We start from the raw sequence: 22492 nt of genomic DNA on the forward strand, positions 1-22492 counted from the left end.
AGGGCGGGTGTAGGAGGGATGTTTCTGGATCACCGTCCGAGGCCTTCGAGGCCAAGGACGGTGAAGATATCAAAGACCCGGTTTCCGGTGGACCGTAAGGCTGCTCCGCTTAAGTGAACAGCATTACGCCAGTTGCGGGTTTTGTTGTATCTGGGGTTTGGAACTGTGTAACCGCTGCATCACTGGAAAAGCTCGACACGCCTTCAGAAAAAACCGAATTCTTGCGTTGAATCGTAGTCTTTGAGATAGGCCCCGTCAGATCGCGACTGATTTTTCGGGCTCGGCTTGGCCGTCCGCTCATACGGCAGCACCGAGACCATCAGCTCAAGGAGATACCCATGAAACGCACCACACTCGCGGGCCTGTTCATAGCTGCTGCCATGCTGGCCTCTCCTGTATTTGCTGCGGACAACAACCTTTGTACGAGCAAGTTGCAAGAGCTCAAAGGCAAAGTGAATGCGCTGCCGGCGACCGCCACAAACACCTCAATGGAGATCAAAAGACTGATGTCCAGCGCCGAAGCCTCACAAGCCTCCGGAGACGACAATAAATGCGTCACCGAGGCCACGCAGGCGTTGGCACTCGTTGACAAACAGAGCACCCAACCAAGCCCATGATCGGTGGTAACCAACCTTCGGGTTGGCCTTCCCGGGCGTGATGACGTACACTGTGTACGCCTGCTGCTCACTTGATTCACAGAGCATCAGGCTCGGGGCCGTTTAGGATTCGACGCCGGTTGCGAAACTTTAGGTGCATGCCGAGTTGGTAACAGAACTCGTAAATCCACTGTTGCAACTACTTATAGTTGCCAATGACGAAAACTACGGCCAGGAATTCGCTCTCGCTGCGTAAGCAGCCTTAGCCCTGAGCTTCTGGTACCTTCGGGTCCAGCAATCACCAGGGGATGTCTGTAAACCCAAAGTGATTGTCATATAGAACAGAATCGCCGTGCAGTACGTTGTGGACGAAGCGGCTAAAACTTACACAACTCGCCCAAAGCACCCTGCCCGTCGGGTCGCTGAGGGTTAACTTAATAGACACGGCTACGCATGTAGTACCGACAGCGGAGTACTGGCGGACGGGGGTTCAAATCCCCCCGGCTCCACCAAATATACATCTAAGGGCGTCCACGGACGTCCTTTTTTGTGCCTGAAATCCAGCAAATACGGGGCTTTCAGCGCCATCAGTGTCCGCAATCGTCCAACAAGATCTATGTCTTTCGGTATTCCAAATGGTATTCCAAGCCCACAGGTGCTAATTTTTGGAATACCAAAACCCTCCATGGAATACCAATGTGCGCTCAAGCTACTCGCCTTTCTGAACTCAAGATCAAAGCCGCCAAGCCTTTAGAGAAGGATTACGTCCTGGTCGATGGCGACGGCCTGCAGATGCGAGTGAGAATCAATGGCTCTAAGCTATGGAACTTTAACTACTACCATCCTGTAACCAAGAAGCGCATCAACATGGGCCTTGGCGCATACCCTGAGCTATCTCTTGCCCGAGCAAGGAAAATGACCATTGAGGCAAGGGAGCTCCTTGCTACTGGTATTGATCCGAAAGAGCAGCGAGATACCCTGAAGCAGGCTAAGAAGGCTGAAACCGAACATACTTTTCAGAACGTAGCGACGGCTTGGTACGAGCTCAAAAAAGACTCAGTAACGCCAGCTTATGCTGAGGACATCTGGCGTTCGCTGACGCTGCATGTTTTTCCGGATTTAGGCACCACACCGATCTCAGCCCTCAGCGCACCACAAGTCATCAACCTGCTTCGGCCACTCGAAACCAAAGGCAGCCTTGAAACCGTTAAACGGCTGTCACAGCGCCTCAACGAGATCATGACCTATGGGGTCAACTCAGGACTCATTCACGCAAATCCGCTCAGCGGGATTCGCTCAGTCTTCAAGAAGCCGAAAAAGAAAAACATGGCTGCACTCGCTCCCGATGAGCTGAAAGAGCTCATGGTGGCAATTGCCAATGCCAGCATAAAAAGGACGACACGCTGCCTAATCGAATGGCAGCTCAACACCATGACCCGTCCAGCAGAAGCAGCCACCACCCGCTGGGCCGATATCGACTTCGAAAAGCGTATTTGGACGATCCCAGCTGAACGCATGAAAAAGCGCCGCATACATATCGTGCCGCTCACTGAGCAAGCACTGGCGCTTTTGGAGGCAATCAAACCCTACAGCGGACACCGGGAATACGTGTTTCCTGCAGACCGGAACCCTCGAACCCACTGCAACAGCCAGACTGCCAACATGGCATTAAAGCGTATGGGCTTCGAAGGGCGCCTGGTAAGCCATGGCATGCGCTCAATGGCCAGCACTATCCTCAACGAACACGGCTGGGATCCTGAGTTGATTGAAGTAGCACTTGCCCACGTCGACAAAGACGAGGTTCGCAGCGCCTATAACCGGGCGGACTACATCGAACGCAGACGACCGATGATGGCCTGGTGGAGCGAACACATTCAGGAAGCAGCAACCGGAAATCTGTCAGTGTCAGCAATGACGGAAAATCGGGACAGGAAAGTCGTTTCGATACGCTGACAAGCTTATCCCTGACCAGGAGCAAGCAGTGCCGTTCCAGGTCAGGGACACCCAACAAGTGCTAAGTATCTGGCACGGAATGGATAGTACTCACCAGACGCCTGACAGCATGCAAGAAGTTATCAAATGCGCGGTAATCGCTTGGAGTGGAAGGCACGCTGACAAAACCTCTTCCTTCGGGCGGGCGAATGCGGCCATGAGAGCGCCCCGACTGATATGACCAACCCTCAGCGAGAAGACTCCTAATCAGCAGATTGATGTCCTTGGATGAGCTGTATCTTCTCATTATCGCCCCACCACCAATGCATCCCGATACCTCGCAGCATATGCGCCGGCCGAAAAGCGCCATTCGCTGAACGCACGCTCCACACCAATCACATCAATAGGGTTGCTGTAGTGGTAACCCTTCTGGCCGGCTGTGTTCTGAAAGAAGCGGCCCAGCGGGTCGATCATAATGTACGACTCAGTCATGTCATCATTACCCTCAACACACATCACGTCATGAAAAGCGTCATGCCGCGCAACGAAGGCGAGAAAGTCCTCAGAAGAAACCGCCAGATCACTGGTTACTACCTGCAGCATGCGCAACACTTTCCATCGATGTGGCACAAGCGCATGCATGATCGGCGACATGTCTTCTTGGTGGTTCAGCGCATTGACCACTGTATTGACTTTCAATCGCAGAGCCGAATTCTGCGACTTTGCGCGCACTAGCATTTCCGGGAGCGAGTCCACGTCCAGCAAAGAACCACGGCTGTCGACGCGACCAATGCCGATGTTCTTGGTAGGATCCGCTGAATCCAGACTCAGTCCGAGCATGGAAACCAGCGGTGCGAGTCGGTCAATCAAGTCGTTAGTGAGCCGGCTACCATTGGTGATAATGGAAGTCGTCATTCCCTTGCTCCTCGCGTAATCCAGCACGCGAAGCGAAGCATCTTGATACAGCAGCGGCTCTCCACCGGCCAGGTTCAAACGAATGCTGGACCACGACATGTGCTGAGTGAGCGGATTGGCATCGTTCCCCGGATGAAAGAATGCCTGCAGTTCATCGAGCAAATTACGGACGCGACTCCAGTCATGCAGCAACTCCCCGCCGGCACCATCCCATTTCGCGTAGCAGTAGCGGCACTTGTAGTTACAGGCTTCAGTGATGTGCCAGTTGATAACCAATTCGGAGACCTGAGGACACACAGTCCCCTCTTCACGTCGGAGATACACCATTATTCAGCTCCTAGTGAAAGAGGGTTAGGCGTCGAGATGAGCGACGTAGCAAAGTCGGAACCCGACCTTGACGCCCTTGTAGCTCATCGTCATATGAACAGGGCAGAGATTGCGCTCAATTGAGCCACCAACAATAGATTGACCGGTTGCTACAGAGGCAATCGGCGCAGATCCATGCTGATAGTCAGACAACCACTCGCCGAAACCCGGTACCGAGAGGAATGGGACTCCTTCGTCGTTATCGACCCACTTCAGGTTCGGCCCGTAGTGCATGGAGCCGTCGGGGCGGTATCGATGCGAAGAGTTACCGCCCAGCTTGCCATCGCCACCAACAATGCCCCAGCCCAATTGCCCGTAGATGGGGTCGTCAGGCATCTCTCCATTCTTGACGACAAAGGAGCGCACTGATGAAACATGACTGAAGTCCATCGGTGGAGGGGCAACCTGCTGCCAATCTTCGATGGTCAGCAGCCGAACAGGAAGCCCCATCCGCTGCTCGTAGTCATGGCAATACGCGACAGCATCCAGCCAGGTTACGCTCACTGGAAGATCACTCAACTCCATGTTGATAGCGCCCAGATCACCGATTTTCTTGTTACGTGTTTTTTGAGCTTTCTCTTGCCTGGTGTGCCCCCAGTCTGACCTGCTACAAAAATCAAAAAAATCAGCGATCGTAACGAGGGGTGACACCATCAAGCAGCTCTCGCCAAGCCGATGCGGGATAAATTCATCGGATGCGACCCCGGTTTCAGTGCGTGGAAACCGGTACCCCTGGCTCGCAATAAGCTCGCGCTGAATAAGCTTCGCATAACCAGGCCAATTGGCCGCCGTTCCCCCTTCTGCGTAATGACGCGACTCCGCATCGTGCTCCAGCTTTTCCGCCCATGTGCCGGTTGCGAAATACAAATGCCCATCCAGCTTGCTTTGGTCCATCGCCTTGGGCACCTCGTCCTTCTTGAAGAACGGGTGAAGCGGGTTGGAGGAAAATTCCTTGTCGCGCTGATCACGAATGACCCAGTCAAAAGTGCCGTTAGCACCTTTCAGGAAGATGAGATTGGAATTTCCAGGAACAGGCAGCACGTCCACCCAACCATCATCGGAGCCTTCAATCTCTTTACGGAACAGCCGCAACAGTTGCAGCTCAAACGCCAGATCCTCCTCGGACATGTTGTAACTGCGCATCACCGGGTCACCCGCTGCAGGCTCCATGAGGTTACTGCCCATCATGTTGTACATACAGCCGATAAACTCGCTTACCGCGTTGAGCATCAACATCCGGCCTGTCATATCGAGATAATCGAGACCGCAACCATCCTGCATGTACTCTGCACGCAAGAGGATCTCATCCTCATGCTGCTCACAAAAAGCGTATCTCTGCTGGTCTGTCCACAATGCGCAACTAGCTACCTGGTCAAGATCCAGGCGACCGTATGCACGAGGGGCAAACAGGCAAGATCCCACACCGGTAAAGATTCGCTTTGGCAGTGGCAGACCCGAATTGAAAAGCCGATCCGCAACCTGTCGAGCCGTTAGAAATCCACCACCCCTCGGAGAATATGGCCACTTAATGAGATCGCTAGGCACTGACAAACCGTGCGCGGACAGAAGGTCAGTAATCTTATGTTGCTCGACCTCACGCCAGTCGCAGTACGACTTGGCGCCAAGGCTACGAGCAAGTGAGTCCTGAAGCGCAACCGACTTCATGGAGCGTGCGAGATGTTTAGGGATAGGGCGAGGCCAACGGCTGCGCAGCTGGTCTACAGCAAGACGGATATGGTCATGGTGAAGACCTTCGAGTCGCATAGACCAGAAGCGATCAGAACAACCTACTTTGGTGTTCGGCTTCTCAGTCAGGACATAGATGTCACGCGATGCGTGTAACAGATCAGAAATATTCACAGCTCTCTCCAACAAAGCCACGGCAACAAAGTACCGTGCTGCCTCAGGCAACAGGTCATAGTCAGCAAGGGATTTGGAGAGAGAGGGCAAGGCCCTTTGAGCCGATCAACTGAGGAGGCAACTGCTCAGCCGTGGTTGCTCAGGCACCACACGCACTCAAGCGATGGCCAGATCTTATTATCGAATATGACCCAATTACAAGACCTAGATTGTTAGCGATTCGATTCGAAAAATTCTCAGCCCCATATAACCGCAATGACATCACCACTAAAAAGGTTCCAACCATGTCATTGCAATGCCCCCGCTGTCACTCCCCCAAAATCACTGCTTTTCATCACGCCATGAAGATCGCCGCCGCAGTCGGCACCGTTGGCGGTGCTGCGCTTGGCGTCAGTACTGCACTGGCTGGCGGTCATCCAGCAAGCCGCTACCGGTAGCTTGTCGGTCTCAGCCGTTCAGGGAACAAGAGGTCTGAAAGTGGTATCGATGCGCTAAACGGGTAATAGTAACGACTTGCCTACTGAACTTGCCCCTATCAGACCAGACACCAACTCCCCGTTAATTTGATGCCGCCGCCAAGCTCCGAAACTCCATCGGTGAGAGGTATTTCAACGCACTGCGCGGATGCTCCTCGTTGTAATGTTCGAAGGCAATCGCCAGGTTTGCGACGGCTCCAGCCTATCAGGTGCATTCGACTCAACAAAATCTCAGTCATACATCACGAACCTGCACCCATCCGCATCAGGCATCCCCCAGACTCCATAGTCTCTCCATTTAAGCAGATCGCTCAGGCGACCTGCTTGATGGGCTCTATGCCCGTGCAATGACTTCATCCCGACTTTCTCGACAGGAACCCTGCACATGACCACTCAATGCCCACGCTGTCACTCCACCGCAGTCATCACCAAAGATTTGGGCAGGAAAATCGGCGCCCTGATTGGCACTGTTGGTGGCGCAGCCCAAGGCGTCACCGGCGCCATGGCCGGTGCCGAAATTGGCGCAGTAATCGGCGTAGTCGCTGGCCCCGCCGGTGTTGCTGCTGGTGGCATGGCTGGGGCCATTCTCGGGGGGCTATCGCCTACGTCGTCAACGCCAAGGGCGAACTCACGCTCAAGGACGCAAAACCACAGGAACAGACAGCGACACAACGCTGGCGTACCAGTGAACGGGTGGAATACAACAGCAAGGGGTTGGCGATCCGGACCTACCGCCCTTACTTCGCCGATCAGCACCGCTACATCAACGATGTGTCGATCCGAGCGTTCGGCCACTGCGATCTCCAGTTCTACGATGCGTTAGGTCGCCCGACGCTCACGCGTCTCGCAAAACTGGATGACGTTTCCTACATGCGGCGGCAAACGCGTCACCCCTGGTACACGCTGGAGGAGGACGAGAACGACACACTGCAAGAGGTCCTGCCTGCACAATCCTCGACCACCGGAGGTGAGCTATGAACGCACGCCTTCATCACAAGACACCCACGATCAGCGTCATCGACAGCCGAGGCCTGTCGGTGAGGCAAGTCGCCTATTGCCGACGCAACGCAGACGATAAACCCCAAGCGCGCATGACCCAGCAACACTACGACACTGCCGGACGGCAGGTGGCGCAGTGGGACCCTCGACTGTTTGCCACAGCACCTGACGCTAATCTGACGACCGTCTATAGCCTGTCAGGCAAAGCGCTGTTGATGAACAGTGTCGACGCGGGGTGGCGACTGAGTCTGCCTGGCGACGCCGGACAGCTACTGCGCTCCTGGGACCAGAGAGGACATCATTGGCGAACGACCTATGACAATCAGTTGAGACCGACAGCCATCGATGAGCAAACCGCAGAACACGGTTTGCACCGGGTCGAGTGTCTGCGCTACGGCGACAATTCGCCAGACTCTGCGGCGAACAACCTGTGTGGCGCACTCATCCGTCATGACGACAGCGCCGGTACCTTGCTCATCAAAGAATATGCGCTTTGCGCCAAACCGCTGAGCCAGACAAGGCGCTTCCTTGTGGACACCGGTCAACCAGACTGGCCACTCGATGACAGTGCCTGTGATGCGCTGCTTGAAGAGGGCGATGGCTACAAAACAAGCTGGCAGTACGATGCGCTCGGAATGCTCATTCTGCAAACCGATGCCGCTCAGCACCAGCAGCGCTATTCGTTTGATATCGCCGGGCAACTCAAGTCCGTGAGCTTGAAAGTAAACGACGCAACGACCGAAAAAACCATCGTGAAGGATCTCGTCTACAACGCGTTTGGCCAGGTCGAATCCCAGACCGCCGGGAATGGTGTTATCAGTCGCGCCGAGTTCAATCCGGCCAGCGGTCGACTGACCTCACTCAGCGCTTCGGTGTCTGCCAATACCTTGCAGGATTTGCACTACACCTATGACGCGGTGGGCAACGTGACGCAAATCGAGGACAAGGCTCAACCGATACGATTCGGCAGCAACCAGCGGGTCGACGCCATCAGCACCTTCACCTACGACAGTCTCTACCAACTCACCAGCGCGACAGGCCGTGAAGCTGCGGGGCAGAACACCCAGCCGCAAATCCCCCTCTCCAGCAGAACACCGATTGACGCCAACCAGTTGTTCAACTTTATCGAGCACTACGAGTACGACAGCGGTGGCAACCTGACCGAACTGCGGCATGTTCGCGACGGCAACAACTACACGCGCAAGCAGAACGTTGACACTGCAAGCAATCGGCTCCTGTCCTGGAACAAGGGTAGCTCGATGCTGGATGTGACTGCGCACTTTGATGCTGGCGGTAACCAACAGGCGCTATTCCCAGGACAGGCGCTGCAATGGAGTGCTCGCAATCAACTCAGCAGCGTGGTGCTGGTGAAGCGCACAGATGGCCCCGACGACAATGAACACTATTGCTACGACAGCAGCGGTCAGCGTGTTCGCAAGATACAAACAACCCACACGGCGTCGGTGATTCACACCCGAGAGAACCGGTATTTACCAGGCCTGGAAATCCACACCCGTCAAAACGAACGCCTGGAAGTCATCACCTTGCAAGCCGGCCGTTGCAGCGTTCGCTACTTGCACTGGACCCAGGGCCGACCGACCGGTATCGCGACAAACCCGTTGCGCTACAGCCTTGACGACCATCTGGGTTCCAGCTCGCTGGAGCTCGATGAGCAGGCGTGGCTGATCAGTCAGGAAGGTTACCTACCTTATGGGGGAACGGCCTGGTCTGCATCGCGCTCGGACGTGGAAGCCGATTACCGAACCATCCGTTATTCCGGCAAGGAGCGTGATGCCAGTGGCCTCTATTACTACGGGCATCGATATTACGCACCGTGGTTGCAACGCTGGATCAGCGCCGACCCGGCGGGGGCGGTTGATGGGTTGAATCTGTATTGCATGGTGGGGAATAACCCCGTCAGATTCACAGACGCACGAGGCCTGAATAAAGAAGATCGCCTGGGTTATCTGGATTTGGCAGAGTCGAAACTAGAAGGGATTACCGGCTACATAGAAGGGATGTCTCGCGACGAGCTTATGGATCAAAGAAGAAGACAATTGCCCATCGTGCAAACGCAGTACAGAAATTTCACCGTGGAAACAACGAGAATCATCAGAGAAGCGGAAGCTAATAAAAACAAAAAATTCAATCAACTGAAGCAACTGGAAGAGTCAAAGAAGTGGAAATACCCCGAACCGATAAGATTTTCAGACCCGGTCTATACCTCTGGCACGCTGGATAAGCTGACCGCATTCTCGGGTATTGCGGATGAAGACGATAAGCACCCATTTACCGGCTTTCACAACATCCCCGGGAGTCTGAGTCCGAATGATCTCTTCCCCGGCGTTACCCTGAATGATCCCGTAGACGGAAAGGAAGATACCTACCGGGTTTCAAATACCGCACGGTTTATGAGTGCCATAAAATCCGCCTACAGGGGCCAGGACATGCGCCTTCATTACTTCTTTCGGAAACGCATCATGCGTCATGTTTCCCGTCACCAGCAGATTCCCGTAAATGCGGGGATCGCGGGGCTGCATGCCGAAGTGGTCGCGGCCAACTACTGGGTGCAGACAGGCAATCGTAGAAGCCACCCTTACCGGCGACTTTCACAGACATACATTTACACAGCACGCACGCAAAAACGCGGACGAGGTGCAGACTTCCCGGCATGCTTCAACTGCAGTTCAGTTCTGCCGCCCTTCATTAACGTCGTTACGGGACGCAAAGCCCGCTCCACCTGATTCGTGTACAGATGATCCCCTCTGAGGTTTTTTTCAAACACAGATCGCATTGGTAAACACCAACCGATTTCCAAACGGATCACTGATGGTCATGTCCTGGCTTCCCCAGGGCATGGCCTGAATCTGCGGATGCGCAAATTTGTATTCCTTGGCCAGCAACTGCTGCTGGAAGGCTTCCAGCTCATCGGTCTCGATGCGCAATGCCGAACCCGGCGAGCAGTCGCCGTGGTGCTCGGACAGATGCAGCACGCAATCGCCACGGGAAACCTGCAAGTACAGCGGGAAGTTGGCCTCGAAGCGGTGCTGCCAGTCGATTTTGAAACCCAGGAAGTCGACGTAGAACTCCACGGCCTTGGCTTCATCGAAAATACGCAGGATCGGAGTGGTTTTACCGAAACTCATCGGGTTGCTCCCAGACAATGAAAGACCTGTAGGAGCGAGCTTGCTCGCGAGGGTCGTTAACGATGACGCGTGTCTACTGGGTAAACGCTGCGCTCTTTTGTCCATCGCGAGCAAGCTTGCTCCTAAAAAATACGTAACCAAACAGCAATGGTAGCGGGCTTGATATCAGTCCTTCGGCCCGAAAATGTCATTCTTTAACATCGAAGTGCCACCATTGTGACGCACCGCTCAACCGTCACCGGAACCCTTCGCGCAAATCCCCTTCCCGCGCCAGGAACCGCCCTGCCCTGCGACCGTTGGCCTGACCGTCACGGTAACTCAAAACACCGTTGACCCACACGCCTTCGATGCCTTGCGCCGCACGTTGCGGATCATTGAAATCCGCGACATCACGAACCGTCGCCGGGTCGAACAACACCAGGTCTGCCCAATAACCTTCGCGGATCTCGCCTCGCGCTTTCAAACCGAATCGCGCCGCCGACAACCCGGTCATCTTGTGCACGGCGGTGTGCAGAGGGAACAGTCCTACGTCGCGGCTGAAATGTCCGAGCACCCGAGGGAATGCGCCCCACAATCGCGGGTGCGGGAACGGGTCTTCCGGCAAGCCGTCGGAACCGACCATCGATAACGGATGCGCGAGGATTCGTCGCACATCCGCCTCGTCCATTCCGTAGTACACCGCGCCAGCCGGTTGCAATTGGCGAGCGGTATCGAGCAGCGACAGGTTCCATTGCGCAGCGATGTCCACCAGGTCGCGCCCACCCATTTCCGGGTGCGGCGTGGACCAGGTGATGGTGATGCGATGGGCCTCGGTGACTTGCTTGAGATCCAGCGTCGAGGAGCTCGCCGCATAGGGATAACAGTCGCAGCCCACCGGATGGGTTTTCGCCGCCTCGTCCAGAGACGCCAGCAGTTGCGGACTGCGTCCCCAGTTACCGGCGCCGGCACATTTGAGGTGGGAAATGATCACCGGGGATTTTGCGTGACGGCCAATCTGGAACGCTTCGTCCATGGCCTCCAGCACCGGCTCGAATTCGCTGCGCAAGTGCGTGGTGTACACCGCGCCGAACGCCGTCAGTTCTTCGGTCAGTTGCATCACTTCGTCAGTGGTAGCCGAGAAGGCGCTGGCGTAGGCAAGACCGGTGGACAGGCCCAAAGCACCCGCCTCCAGACTCGCGCGCAGCTGTAAGCGCATCGCGGTGATTTCATCGGCGCTGGCGGTACGGAACAGGTCATCGAGGTGATTGCTGCGCAACGCGGTATGACCGACCAGCGCGGCAACGTTCAACGTGGTGTTCGCCATTTCGACCGCTGCGCGATAGTCGCGGAACGTCGGGTAAACAAACGCCGCAGCCGTGCCGAGCAGGTTCATCGGGTCCGGCGGATCGCCACGCAGACTGACCGGCGATGCGCTGATTCCGCAGTTGCCGACAATCACCGTGGTCACGCCCTGGCTGAGCTTGGGCAGCATCTGCGGTTGACGGATGACCACCGTGTCGTCGTGGGTGTGTACGTCAATGAAACCCGGCGCCAGCACATGGCCCGCCGCATCGAATTCTTCCTCGACGCACGCATCTTGCAAATCGCCAATACGCTCGATATGACCGTTCGCAATGGCCACGTCGGCGCGATAGCCGGGGCTGTTGCTGCCGTCGATGATCAGGGCGTTGCGAATCAGCGTGTCGTACTGCATGTCAGTCTCCCGGCGGCAAGTGATCGTCGCCGCCGCAATAATCGTCGAGGGCGAGTTTGATCCGCCGCAGACGCTCTTGGTTGTCTTCAGGACTGGCCCTGATTTGCTTTAGTCGTGATTCACCCGGGCGCGTTTCAACAGCTTCTTGCAGCGCTCAGACAAGCCCAGCACCCGCAGGTGTTTACCGGCCTTGTTGTAGCGTTCGCGCAGGGTGTCCAGAGCGGCAATGGCCGAGTAGTCGACGAAGCTCAGGTGACGGCAATCGAGCGTCACTTGCGCGGGATCGTTGGCCGGGTCGAACTGGTTGAGAAAGGGTGTCGTCGAGGCGAAGAACAGCGTGCCATGGAGGCGGTAAAGCTTGCTGCCGTCGTTTTCCAGATGACTGTCGGCGTACAGCTGCCGGGCCTGCTGCCAGGCAAAGTTCAGCGCCGCGATGATGATCCCGCAGAGCACCGCTGTGGCCAGATCAGTGAACACGGTGACCACCGTTACCGCGATGATCACCAGCACATCGTTCAGCGGCACTTTGTTCAGCACTCGCAACGACGCCCAGGCAAATGTCTGCTGCGACACCACGAACATCACCCCGACCAGCGCAGCGAGAGGAATGCGTTCGATCAGCGGCGACAGAAACAGAATAAACAGCAGGATCGACACCCCGGCCACCACGCCGGACAAACGCCCGCGACCACCGGAACTGAGGTTGATCACGGTCTGGCCGATCATGGCGCAACCGCCCATGCCGCCAAACACCCCGGACACCATGTTCGCCGCACCGAGCGCCACGCACTCGCGGTCCGGATAGCCGCGGCTCTCGGTGACTTCGTCGGTGAGGTTCAGGGTCAGCAGGGTTTCCAGCAAGCCGACCAGCGCCATCAGGATCGCGTAAGGCGCGATGATGCGCAGGGTTTCCAGGGTCCACGGAATGTCCGGCAGCGCCAGCATCGGCAAGCCACCGGCAATGTGCGCCATGTCACCCAGGGTGCGGGTCGGCAGGCCGAGCAGATAGACCGCCAGCCCCACGCCGAGAATCGCCACCAAGGCCGGCGGCACCGTGCGGGTCAGGCGCGGCAGTACGTAGACAATGGCCATGGTCACGGCAACCAGGCCGAGCATCATGTACAGCGGTGTTCCGCTCAGCCAGGTCTCACCGTCCTTGAAGTGTTCCAGTTGCGCCAGCGCAATGATGATCGCCAGGCCGTTGACGAAACCGAGCATCACCGGATGCGGCACCATGCGCACCAGTTTGCCGAGCTTGAGCAACCCGAACGCCATCATGATCAAACCGCCGAGCAGAACGGTAGCCAGCAGGTACTGGACACCGTGCTGCACCACCAGCGCGACGATCACCACCGCCATCGACCCGGCCGCGCCGGACACCATGCCCGGCCGCCCGCCGAACAGCGCGGTCAGCGTGCAAATGATGAACGCACCGTAAAGCCCCATCAGCGGATTGAGATGGGCCACCAGCGCGAAGGCGATGCATTCGGGCAACAGGGCAAAAGAGGTGGTGAGCCCGGCCAGGACATCGGCGCGTAGACGTTTTGGTTTCATGGAAGACCGCATGCAGGAAGTCGCGAAAAGAGTGTGCGGATGTTACGGAATCGTGGGCGACCCGGCCAGTTGTTGAGACCCTGGAAACGCCATCGCGAGCAAGCTCGCTCCTACAAAGAACGCGAGTTCCTGTGTGTGGCTTGCCCGCGATGAACGATGACGCGGTCTCAAGCGAAAGTAAAATCAACCACTGAAATCTGCCGACGCATACGCCGCCAATTTGCCCTGAATAAAGTCCAGGAAACACTGAATCCTCAGCGCCAGTTGCGAGTTGCGGTAATACACCGCGTTGATCGGCTGGCGATAACCGCTGTTGAACTCGGCCAACAACACTTTCAGCCGCCCGGCACGTATGTCCTCGATGGTCATGAAGTGCGAAAGACTGGCGATGCCCTGCCCCTCCAGAACGAGATGACGAATGGTCTCGCCGCTGGAGGCACTGAGCGATGTCTGGATCGGCCAGCGATCGCCATGCACATGTCGCAGCGGCCATTGATTCAAGCCTTCGTTCTGGGTGAAGCCCAGCAGTGTATGTTCGGCAAGCTCCGCCACCGCTGTCGGTGTGCCGTGTTTTTCCAGATAGGCCGGGCTGGCGACGATGTGCAGCGGACTGCAACCCAGGGATCTGGCGTGCAACGTGGAATCGGTCAGGGTGCCGATGCGGATGGCGATGTCGGTGCTTTGCTCCAGCAGATCGATGATCAGGTCGTTGCTGTTGAGTTCGAGCTGGATGTCCGGGTAGAGGCGGCGGAACTCATCGACGTAAGGCACGATGGCGTGAAGCATGAACGGCGAAGCGGCGTTGATCCGCAAGCGCCCGGACGGTGTTTGCTGGCGTGAAGTCAGGCGTTCTTCGAGTTCGTCCATCTGATCGAGAATCCGCTTGGCATGCTCGAAGAAATACTTGCCCTCCTCGGTCAGGTCCATGCGTCGCGTGGTGCGGTTGATCAGCGTGGTGTCGAGCTTGGCCTCCAGCCGCGAGAGCGTGCGGCTGACGGCCGAAGGTGTTTGCCCAACCTGCTCCGCCGCCGCAGAAATCGATCCGCACTCAATCACGCAGACGAAAATCTGCAACTCATCGGATCTGGCTTTCACGTGTGTCCTCTTTTCCGGATCGGCAAGATCGCAGCCTTCGGCAGCGCCTACAGGGCTGCGCTGAAGGCTGCGATCTTTTCAGCCGTTGTACCGGATAGTAGCCGAGTGTCAGGCCTTGAGACCAAACACCTCGGTCAAATGCTGCTCGTAGCGAACCACATCGGCTTCGATGTTCGGGCGTTTCATCACATCGACACACAGGAATGTCGGCAAACGGGTCATGCCCAGAAATTCGTTGGCCTTGTGAAACGGGAAGTACACCGCATCCACACCCTTGGCTTCGAAGAAGTCGGACGGGTCGTCGAAGGCTTGTTGCGGTGCGTTCCAGGTCAGCGACAGCATGTATTGCTTGCCGTGGATCAGGCCACCGCTGCCGTACTTCTGCGAAGCATCCGAACGGGTGCGGCCGTCACTCGCATAAAGGCTGCCGTGACCTTCGGTGAAGACTTCATCGATGTATTTCTTCACGGTCCATGGCGCGCCCATCCACCAGCCTGGCATTTGGTAAATGATCACATCGGCCCAGAGGAATTTCGCCACTTCTTCGGCGATGTCGTAGCCCTCGTCGATGAACGTGGTCTTGATATCCATTCCGCCACGGTCCAGCACGCTCAACGCCGCTTCGTGCAGGGTGGTGTTGTAGCGGCCATCGGAGTGGGCGAACTTTTTACCGCCATTGAGCAACAGGACTTTTTTCATGAGGGATCTCGGGAAGAGTTGAATTCGATGGCGGCAGAATATCGATCCGACTCACGCGGAATAAGCACCCGGCCCGCAAAACTCATTTGACCAATACGCACGAATCAATCATCCATTATTGACTTAGAATTTGGTCAATTCTGAATTCAAGGTGATTTTCTGATGAGTGAAATCCAAGGCTTCATCCTGCACGCCAAGACCCGCCCGGAAAAATCCGACGCCTTTGAAGCGTTTTTCAGTCGTCATGTAGAAGCGAGTCGCGCCGAGCCCGGCTGCATCGAATACCACATGCTGCGGGACAAACAGGACCCGTCGCTGTTCATCTTTTATGAGATCTGGCAATCCCAGGCCCATCTCGATGTGCACTCGAATCTGCCGCACATGAAGCAGTTTCTCGATCAGCGCGATGAGTACCTGGAACGGGACTTCGAGATCCGCGCCATCGAAATGATCAGCCCGTCATCCGCTAGCCGCTGATCAGCAAATGGCCGCCAAGCACACCAAGGCCAATAAAGAACACGCGCTTGAACAACACGGCGCTGATCCGCTGGCGCAGCGATTGCCCCAGCCACATGCCGAGCATCGCCGGGATCAGCGCCAGCATTGACGCACTCAACTCGCCGCCACCGAGTTCGCCGCGCCATAACAGCCCGCCCGCGAGGGCAAGGGTCGAGACGGTGAACGACAGGCCGAGCGCCTGCACCAGCTCATCCTTGCTCAATCCCAACGCTTGCAGATACGGCACCGCCGGAATCACGAACACGCCCGTGGCCGAAGTGATGGCGCCGGTCAGCACGCCACACAGCGGGCCGAGCCAGCGCTCATTTCGAGCGCTGACACGCAAAGTCGGCAGGAACAATCCGCTCAACGCATAGAGCAACAACGCCGCGCCCAATCCCCGCACCACCCAATGTCCACCGACCATGCCGATCCACAAGGTGCCTGCCCCGGTGCCGATGAAGATCGCCAGCAACATCGGCCACAACCGTTTGATCAGCCCCGGCAAATGCCCGCCGAATGCCAGTTGCCAGACGTTGGTCAAGGTTGCGGGAATGATCAACAACGCCGCAGCCTGCGACGGCGCCATAGCCAGACCGAGCAAGCCCATGGCGATGGTCGGCAGGCCGAGACCGATAACGCCCTTGACCATGCCGGCCAGCAGGAAAGTCGCGACCACCAGCAGTGACAGGGCCAGACCGAGGTTTTGGTAGAACGATGCGAAGGTATTCATGGGCCAATGATGAGCCCGGCCGGGACGGTTGAAAATCTGCCATATACTGAGGCTGCCTCTTGTTTTTAAAGAAGCTGGAATACTATTGCGGCTTCTGACGTCTTCGCCGGCAAGCCAGCTCCTACATTTGATCGCCTCGCCCTGTAGGCGCTGGCTTGCCAGCGAAGGTGCCGATCCGTCCAACAACGATCCCGAGGTTGCCAATGCACTTCGACCTGACCGACCTGCGTCTTTATCTGCACATCCTCGACACCGGCAACATCACCGCCGGCGCCGTCCGCAGTCATTTATCCCTGGCGGCGGCCAGTGCGCGGATCCGGTCGATGGAAGCATCGCTGGGCATCGAATTTCTCGAGCGCAATCGACGCGGCGTCAGTCCGACGCCGGCCGGTAAAGCCCTGGCGCAACACGCTCGGGTTTTGCTGCAACAGGCCGAACGCATGCAACAGGAACTGGCCGAATACGCCAAGGGTGTCAAAGGCCAGGTTCGATTGCTGTGCAACACCACCGCGATCACCGAATACCTGCCGGAGCTGCTCGCGGATTTCCTGCGCGACCATCCCAACCTCGACATCGACCTGCAAGAGCTGCCCAGCACACGCATCACCCACGCCTTGCGCCAGGGTGCGGCGGACCTCGGCATTGTCTCGGACGCGGTAGACACCCATGACTTGCAGACCCGCCCGTTTCGCGACGATCCACTGGTGCTGATCATGCCCCGGGATCATCCACTCGCAAACGCCGCCCGCCTGAGTTTCGCCAATACGCTGCATCACGACTACATCGGCCTGAACGCCAACAGTGCGCTGGCCGTGTACCTGGAGGAACAGGCCCTGCACACCGGGTTGCGCATGCAGATCCGCATCCGTACAGACGGGTTCGAAGGGATCATGCGCATGGTCGCAAGAGGCGCCGGGCTTGGGATCGTGCCGGTTGCAGCCCTCGAACGCTGGGGCGATGAAACTTCGCTCAAGCAAATGGCCCTGCAAGAGCCTTGGGCGCAGCGAAAACTTCTGCTCTGCGCACGAGACTTCACGACGCTTCCTCCATACGCCAAGGCATTGCTGGATGTCCTGACACTGCGTGGAACACAGGCTCACTGCGTTTCTGGATAGCTCAGTGTCGAGCACAGACAACTGCTGGCCAGACCGGCGCTATAGGGTGCGACTTCAGTTCCAGCACCCACTGCCTCGGAGTCATCATGACCGCACCGATTACCGTTCTTCGCGATACCCATCCATTGCCCGTACTCGACGCCTGCAAATGGGAAAAGCTCGAAGGTGACCCGCACACCGTCAACCTCAATGCCTACACCAGCGAAGACGGCAGCAAGATCATGGGCACCTGGATCTGCACGCCGGGCAAGTGGTACGTGGAATACGTGAAGTGGGAGTACTGCCATTTCCAGGAAGGCTACTGCATCATCACCCCGGAAGGCATGGCACCGATTCATCTGCGCGCCGGCGATATTTTCGTCGTCGAGCCCGGAATGAAAGGCACGTGGGAAGTGATGGAAACCGTGCGCAAATATTTCGTGTTTGCCTGATACAAAAAAACCGGGAAATCACCCGACGTGATTTCCCGGTCAGTATCTTTGGATACATGCTCTCTCTGTAAGAGTGAGCTTGTGTGGCGAGGGGGCTTGCCCCCGTTCGGCTGCGAAGCAGTCGTATCATCAGCAACCGCGATTCACCTGAAACACCGCATTGACCCTACTGGGGTCCGCTTCGCGAACCAACGGGGGCAAGCCCCCTCGCCACAACAGCCCTTACTGCATTCAATGAATCGCTTTACTGCGGCTTGCGATACCCGTTGATGATCGCCGAGAAGTCCTGCCCTCCCTCCCCGCGCAAGCTCATCGCCTGATACAACTGCTGCGCCACTGCGCCGAGCACCACCGGTTGGTGCGCCTGTCGTGCAGCTTCGGTCGCCAGCCCCAGATCCTTGAGCATCAGTTCAGCACCGAACCCACCGGTATAGCCGCGCGAAGCAGGCGCTGTTTCGACGATGCCCGGCCACGGGTTATACATTTCCGAACTCCAGCACCGCCCGGTGGAACTGTTGATGATCCCCGCCAGCACCTTGGTGTCGATGCCCAATGCATCGCCAAGCGCCATGGCTTCGCTGACGCCGACCATGGAAATCCCCAGCAGCAGGTTGTTGCAGATTTTAGCGATTTGCCCGGTGCCGACTTCCCCACAATGGACGATGTTGCGGCCCATTTGTGCGAGTACCGGTTGCAGCGTGGCGAACAGTTCCGGGGTGGCGCCGACCATGAAGGTCAACGTCCCGGCCGCCGCACCACCCGTACCACCGGAAACCGGTGCATCGGCCATGGCCCCCCCCTGTTTGGCAGCGGCAGCGGCCACATCGCGTGCAGTCTGCGGATCGATGGTGCTGCAATCCACGGCCGGCACGCCGTTGCCGATACCCGCGAGCACACCGTCCTCACCCAACCACACGCTGCGCACATGCACCGCAGCCGGCAGCATGGTGATCACCAGTTCCGCGCCTTCTGCCGCTTCCCGGGCCGACGCGCTGATGCTGCCGCCCAGTTGCTCAAGCTCTGCCAGCACGGTTTTGTTCAGGTCGACCATACGCAGTGCGTGGCCAGCCTTGATCAGGTTGCGCGCCATCGGCGCGCCCATGTTGCCGAGACCGATAAAAGCGATTTTCATGTTCGGCTCCTCAACGCAAATTGATGGTGGTGTTCACACCGTCGTTGACGCTGTCATCGTCGAACCAGCGGCTGGTGACGGTCTTGGTCTGAGTGTAGAACTGCACCACTTGCTTGCCATACGGACCGAGGTCGCCCAGCTTGGAACCACGGGAACCGGTGAAGCTGAAGAACGGCACCGGCACCGGAATCGGGATGTTGATGCCAACCTGGCCGACGTCGATTTCGTTCTGGAATTTTCGCGCCGCTGCACCGCTCTGGGTGAACAGGCCCGTGCCGTTGCCGAACGGGTTGGCGTTGACCAGGGCGATGGCCTCGTCGAGGGTGTTCACTTCCAGCACCACCAGCACCGGGCCGAAGATTTCCTGGGTGTAGATCTGCATGTCGGTGGTCACGCCGGAGAACAAGGTCGGGCCGACAAAGTTGCCCTTCTCGTAACCGGGAACCGAGATCTCGCGACCGTCCAGCTCCAGTTTGGCGCCTTCCTTGATGCCGCTTTCGATCAGATCAAGAATCCGCGCCTTGGCCTTTTTCGAGATCACCGGACCGACGTCGGTGCCCGCCTCGTTGCCCGCATTCACTTTGAGTTTCTGCGCCAGCGCTTTCAGATCAGGCAGCCATTGTTTGGCCGCACCGACCAACACCACCACCGAAGTGGCCATGCAACGCTGACCGGCAGCACCAAAACCGGCGCCCACCAGTGCATTCAGCGCTTGCTCGCGGTTGGCGTCCGGCAGCACCACGGCGTGGTTCTTGGCGCCCATCATCGACTGCACGCGCTTGCCATGTTTACCAGCCAGGTCGTAGACGTGCGTGCCGACCGCAGTCGAACCAACGAACGAAACAGCCTTGATGTCCTTGTGGGTGCAGAGTCCGTCCACCACGTCTTTGCCACCGTGCACGACATTGAGCACACCGGCCGGAATGCCGGCTTCAATCGCCAGCTCCACCAGCAGCATGGTCGACATCGGGTCCTGTTCGGACGGTTTGAGTACGAAGGTGTTGCCGCAAGCGATGGCCATCGGGAACATCCACAACGGAATCATCGCCGGGAAGTTGAACGGCGTGATGCCGGCACACACACCGATCGGCTGGCGCAGGGTATAGGTATCAACGCCACCGGCGACGTTTTCAGCGAACTCGCCCATTTGCAGGCTACCAATGGAGCAAGCGTGCTCGACCACTTCCAGGCCACGAAAAATGTCGCCTTCAGCGTCGGCAATGGTCTTGCCCTGTTCGGCGCTCAGCACCACGGCGATGCGCTTGGAGTGCTCGCGAATCAGCGCCTGGAGCTTGAGCATGATGCGCATCCGCGCGCCGATGGGCGTCAGCTTCCAGGTCTGGAAGGCGCGATGGGCGGCGCTGATGGCTGCGTCGACTTCTTCAGCGGTGGCAAACGGCACTTTGGCCAGAACTTGCTGGGTCGCCGGGTTGATGATGTCGTGCCACTCGGTGGATTTGGACTCGACCCACTCGCCGTCGATCAGCAGTTTGACCTTTTGCACGGTGGTGTCGTTGGGCGTGAGCGATACGTTCATGTGGGTCTCCTGGACGTTGTTGTTATCAGGGGAGCCAAGGCGAGAAAGTCGCCTTGAGATGAGGCGTGTGCCGTGAATTGGTTAACGGACTGTTTTTGGAGTATAGATGTGCAAACTTCTAATAAGAACGCACATAAAAACCGGTCCAACATGCAAAAAAACATCACCTCCCTCGGTTCGCTGAACTGGGATGACCTCAAGTTTTTTCTGGAAGTCGCCCGCACCCGCAAGGCCAGCACGGCTGCCAAGCGCCTGGCGGTCGACTACACCACCGTGTCGCGGCGCATCAGTTCGCTGGAAACCGCACTGGGCACGTTGCTGTTCGAGAAATCCCGGACCAGCGGCTTCGTCCTGACCGCTGAAGGCCAGCGGTTGATGGGGTATGCGGAGTCGATTGAAAGCACCCTGCACATGGCGTGCGAGCAGGTTTCCGGGTCTGGCGTGGCGCTATCGGGTCATGTGCGCATGGGCTGCACCGAAGGCTTCGGCACGTTTTTCATCACACCGCAGCTGAGCCACTTCATCGACACTTACCCGGCGATTTCGGTGGATATCCTGCCGTTGCCGCACTTCATCAGCCTGTCCAAGCGCGAAGCCGACATCGTCATTGCCCTGGAGCGCCCGGAGCATGGCCCATACGTCTGCTGCAAACTGTGCGACTACCGATTGCAGCTGTACGCGACCCAGGACTATCTGGACAACCACCCACCGATCCGCCGCCCGGCAGACTTGGGGAAACATTCATTCATCAGTTATGTCGACGACCTGGCGTTCAGCTCGGAGCTGCTGTATCTGGCCAACGTAGTGCCCAGTGCCAGCGCCAACCTGCGCAGCACCAGCGTGATCGCGCAGTTCGTGGCGGCGCAGCAAGGGCGCTCATTGGCGATCCTGCCGTGCTTCCTCGCCGCTCAGGATCCGCGCTTGCTACCGGTGTTGCCGCAGGAGATCAACATCACTCGACAGTTCTGGATGTACTGCCGCGAAGACCTGCGCAAGCTCAAGCGGATTACCCTGTTGTGGGATTACATCCGCGAGGTGACTGAGCAGAATCAGAGCCTGTTGATGGGTGAGAGTCGGGCGATGTTGTTCGCTGACTAAGAGTCTGGAGGAAGAAAGGGAGACCTATCCTAACGACCTCAGGAGACTCTTGGCAACGGTTTGTGACAGGGGTTGTGACACCTTTTGTGACAGTCGAAAGGGTTCTTACAGTGGCGCACATGAGCGCTATAAGGACCCCATTCGGGCATCGATATGGCCACCTGAGGGCACACGGGGGGAACCTGCGCGGTATTGATTGATGAGATGGGGAAAGAGAAATTTCTGTCAGATTTTTGTTAAGAGGACCTGCGCGACCACAGCCTGAAAGCCAACCGAACGACGACACAGGGCCCAGTAGGCAGCCTGTAGTGCGTCGATGGTGATCTCCTATTGATGAGAATGTGTGAGTGAACGATGCCAGCTCACATCAGTGAGGCCGAGTCGTTCCGCAGCCTCAATCATAGGGGGGTGTCAGAAATTTTGTGTTCGGGCATAACATGAGTAAGAGGTGCATGTATGCCAACCAAAAAGAAACCCGCGTTGCGAGAACTACCGAAAATCCCGAAAGAGCTGCTCGAGCAATTCACCGATGGACCGATGACCGCTGAAGCCATTGAGGACGCCTCTGCGGCGTTCAAGAAGGCTTTGATCGAGCGAGCCCTCAGTGCTGAGCTTGG

Annotated in this window: 18 protein-coding genes, 1 other RNA gene and 2 pseudogenes; 10 read left to right on the top strand and 11 right to left on the bottom strand. The window is 57.4% G+C overall.

The window, feature by feature from the left end; translation table 11 throughout:
• The first annotated feature begins 338 nt into the window (after window positions 1-338).
• The 3 genes from CKW15_RS26905 (at window position 339) to CKW15_RS26915 (ending at window position 2549) form a co-directional block, all read left to right on the top strand.
• Entirely contained in the window at window positions 339-617 is a 279-nt protein-coding gene (locus tag CKW15_RS26905; RefSeq protein ID WP_095058352.1) for a hypothetical protein, read from the top strand.
• Between the two features lie 94 nt (window positions 618-711).
• Window positions 712-1108, top strand: a transfer-messenger RNA (tmRNA) gene (ssrA, locus tag CKW15_RS26910).
• A gap of 184 nt (window positions 1109-1292) precedes the next feature.
• Window positions 1293-2549 (top strand): integrase domain-containing protein, encoded by a 1257-nt coding sequence (locus CKW15_RS26915; protein ID WP_095058351.1) that lies wholly within the window; start codon window positions 1293-1295, stop codon window positions 2547-2549.
• Between the two features lie 285 nt (window positions 2550-2834).
• Here the strand turns inward: CKW15_RS26915 and CKW15_RS26925 are convergent, their stop codons facing one another.
• Window positions 2835-3770, bottom strand: coding sequence for a viperin family antiviral radical SAM protein (locus CKW15_RS26925; RefSeq protein ID WP_095058349.1), 936 nt, complete (start codon window positions 3768-3770; stop codon window positions 2835-2837).
• A gap of 24 nt (window positions 3771-3794) precedes the next feature.
• Window positions 3795-5669, bottom strand: coding sequence for a hypothetical protein (locus CKW15_RS26930; RefSeq protein WP_143498528.1), 1875 nt, complete (start codon window positions 5667-5669; stop codon window positions 3795-3797).
• 1169 nt (window positions 5670-6838) lie between these two features.
• Here CKW15_RS26930 and CKW15_RS26940 point away from each other — a divergent pair.
• Complete coding sequence (locus CKW15_RS26940; protein WP_367316856.1) at window positions 6839-7123, top strand: hypothetical protein; 285 nt, start codon at window positions 6839-6841, stop codon at window positions 7121-7123.
• On the top strand, window positions 7120-9888 hold the full coding sequence (locus CKW15_RS26945) for an RHS repeat-associated core domain-containing protein (RefSeq protein WP_095153012.1): 2769 nt from the start codon (window positions 7120-7122) through the stop codon (window positions 9886-9888). Before CKW15_RS26940 ends, CKW15_RS26945 begins: the two co-directional genes overlap by 4 nt.
• A gap of 33 nt (window positions 9889-9921) precedes the next feature.
• Here the strand turns inward: CKW15_RS26945 and CKW15_RS26950 are convergent, their stop codons facing one another.
• The 6 genes and pseudogenes from CKW15_RS26950 to CKW15_RS26980 all read right to left on the bottom strand — a co-directional run bounded on the left by CKW15_RS26950 (window position 9922) and on the right by CKW15_RS26980 (window position 15331).
• Window positions 9922-10290, bottom strand: a complete 369-nt coding sequence (locus CKW15_RS26950) for a glyoxalase superfamily protein (RefSeq protein ID WP_095058347.1) — start codon at window positions 10288-10290, stop codon at window positions 9922-9924.
• A 235-nt stretch (window positions 10291-10525) separates the two neighbouring features.
• Window positions 10526-11983 (bottom strand): amidohydrolase family protein, encoded by a 1458-nt coding sequence (locus CKW15_RS26960; RefSeq protein ID WP_095058346.1) that lies wholly within the window; start codon window positions 11981-11983, stop codon window positions 10526-10528.
• A 1-nt stretch (window position 11984) separates the two neighbouring features.
• Window positions 11985-12080: pseudogene (locus CKW15_RS26965) on the bottom strand (MurR/RpiR family transcriptional regulator); the annotation flags it as partial.
• Window positions 12081-12091: 11 nt separating this feature from the next.
• Window positions 12092-13537 carry a SulP family inorganic anion transporter gene (locus tag CKW15_RS26970; RefSeq protein ID WP_095058345.1) on the bottom strand — a complete coding sequence of 482 codons (1446 nt, stop codon included), beginning with the start codon at window positions 13535-13537 and terminating at the stop codon, window positions 12092-12094.
• A gap of 183 nt (window positions 13538-13720) precedes the next feature.
• On the bottom strand, window positions 13721-14632 hold the full coding sequence (locus tag CKW15_RS26975; RefSeq protein ID WP_095058344.1) for a LysR family transcriptional regulator: 912 nt from the start codon (window positions 14630-14632) through the stop codon (window positions 13721-13723).
• Between the two features lie 108 nt (window positions 14633-14740).
• Window positions 14741-15331 (bottom strand): NAD(P)H-dependent oxidoreductase, encoded by a 591-nt coding sequence (locus tag CKW15_RS26980; RefSeq protein ID WP_095058343.1) that lies wholly within the window; start codon window positions 15329-15331, stop codon window positions 14741-14743.
• Between the two features lie 162 nt (window positions 15332-15493).
• On the opposite strand from CKW15_RS26980, the gene CKW15_RS26985 reads away from it, so the two are divergent.
• Window positions 15494-15808: a putative quinol monooxygenase gene (locus CKW15_RS26985; RefSeq protein WP_095058342.1), complete on the top strand. Its 315-nt coding sequence runs from the start codon at window positions 15494-15496 to the stop codon at window positions 15806-15808.
• On the opposite strand, the gene CKW15_RS26990 is transcribed toward CKW15_RS26985, so the two are convergent.
• Entirely contained in the window at window positions 15798-16562 is a 765-nt protein-coding gene (locus tag CKW15_RS26990) for a sulfite exporter TauE/SafE family protein (RefSeq protein ID WP_095153013.1), read from the bottom strand. The genes CKW15_RS26985 and CKW15_RS26990 overlap by 11 nt on opposite strands.
• A gap of 203 nt (window positions 16563-16765) precedes the next feature.
• On the opposite strand from CKW15_RS26990, the gene CKW15_RS26995 reads away from it, so the two are divergent.
• On the top strand, window positions 16766-17677 hold the full coding sequence (locus CKW15_RS26995; RefSeq protein WP_095058340.1) for a LysR substrate-binding domain-containing protein: 912 nt from the start codon (window positions 16766-16768) through the stop codon (window positions 17675-17677).
• An 86-nt stretch (window positions 17678-17763) separates the two neighbouring features.
• Window positions 17764-18108, top strand: a complete 345-nt coding sequence (locus CKW15_RS27000) for a cupin domain-containing protein (protein ID WP_095058339.1) — start codon at window positions 17764-17766, stop codon at window positions 18106-18108.
• Window positions 18109-18352: 244 nt separating this feature from the next.
• Here CKW15_RS27000 and mmsB read toward each other — a convergent pair whose 3' ends face one another.
• Both mmsB and CKW15_RS27010 read right to left on the bottom strand, forming a co-directional pair.
• Window positions 18353-19240 carry a 3-hydroxyisobutyrate dehydrogenase gene (gene mmsB / locus CKW15_RS27005; protein WP_095153014.1) on the bottom strand — a complete coding sequence of 296 codons (888 nt, stop codon included), beginning with the start codon at window positions 19238-19240 and terminating at the stop codon, window positions 18353-18355.
• Between the two features lie 10 nt (window positions 19241-19250).
• Entirely contained in the window at window positions 19251-20777 is a 1527-nt protein-coding gene (locus CKW15_RS27010) for a CoA-acylating methylmalonate-semialdehyde dehydrogenase (protein WP_095058337.1), read from the bottom strand.
• Window positions 20778-20927: 150 nt separating this feature from the next.
• On the opposite strand from CKW15_RS27010, the gene CKW15_RS27015 reads away from it, so the two are divergent.
• Together CKW15_RS27015 and CKW15_RS27020 are read left to right on the top strand one after the other, a co-directional pair.
• On the top strand, window positions 20928-21875 hold the full coding sequence (locus CKW15_RS27015) for a LysR family transcriptional regulator (protein WP_095153015.1): 948 nt from the start codon (window positions 20928-20930) through the stop codon (window positions 21873-21875).
• Window positions 21876-22331: 456 nt separating this feature from the next.
• A pseudogene (locus CKW15_RS27020) lies at window positions 22332-22492 on the top strand (IS256 family transposase); the annotation flags it as partial.

The organism is Pseudomonas sp. Irchel s3b5 (assembly GCF_900187435.1).
Lineage (GTDB): Bacteria > Pseudomonadota > Gammaproteobacteria > Pseudomonadales > Pseudomonadaceae > Aquipseudomonas.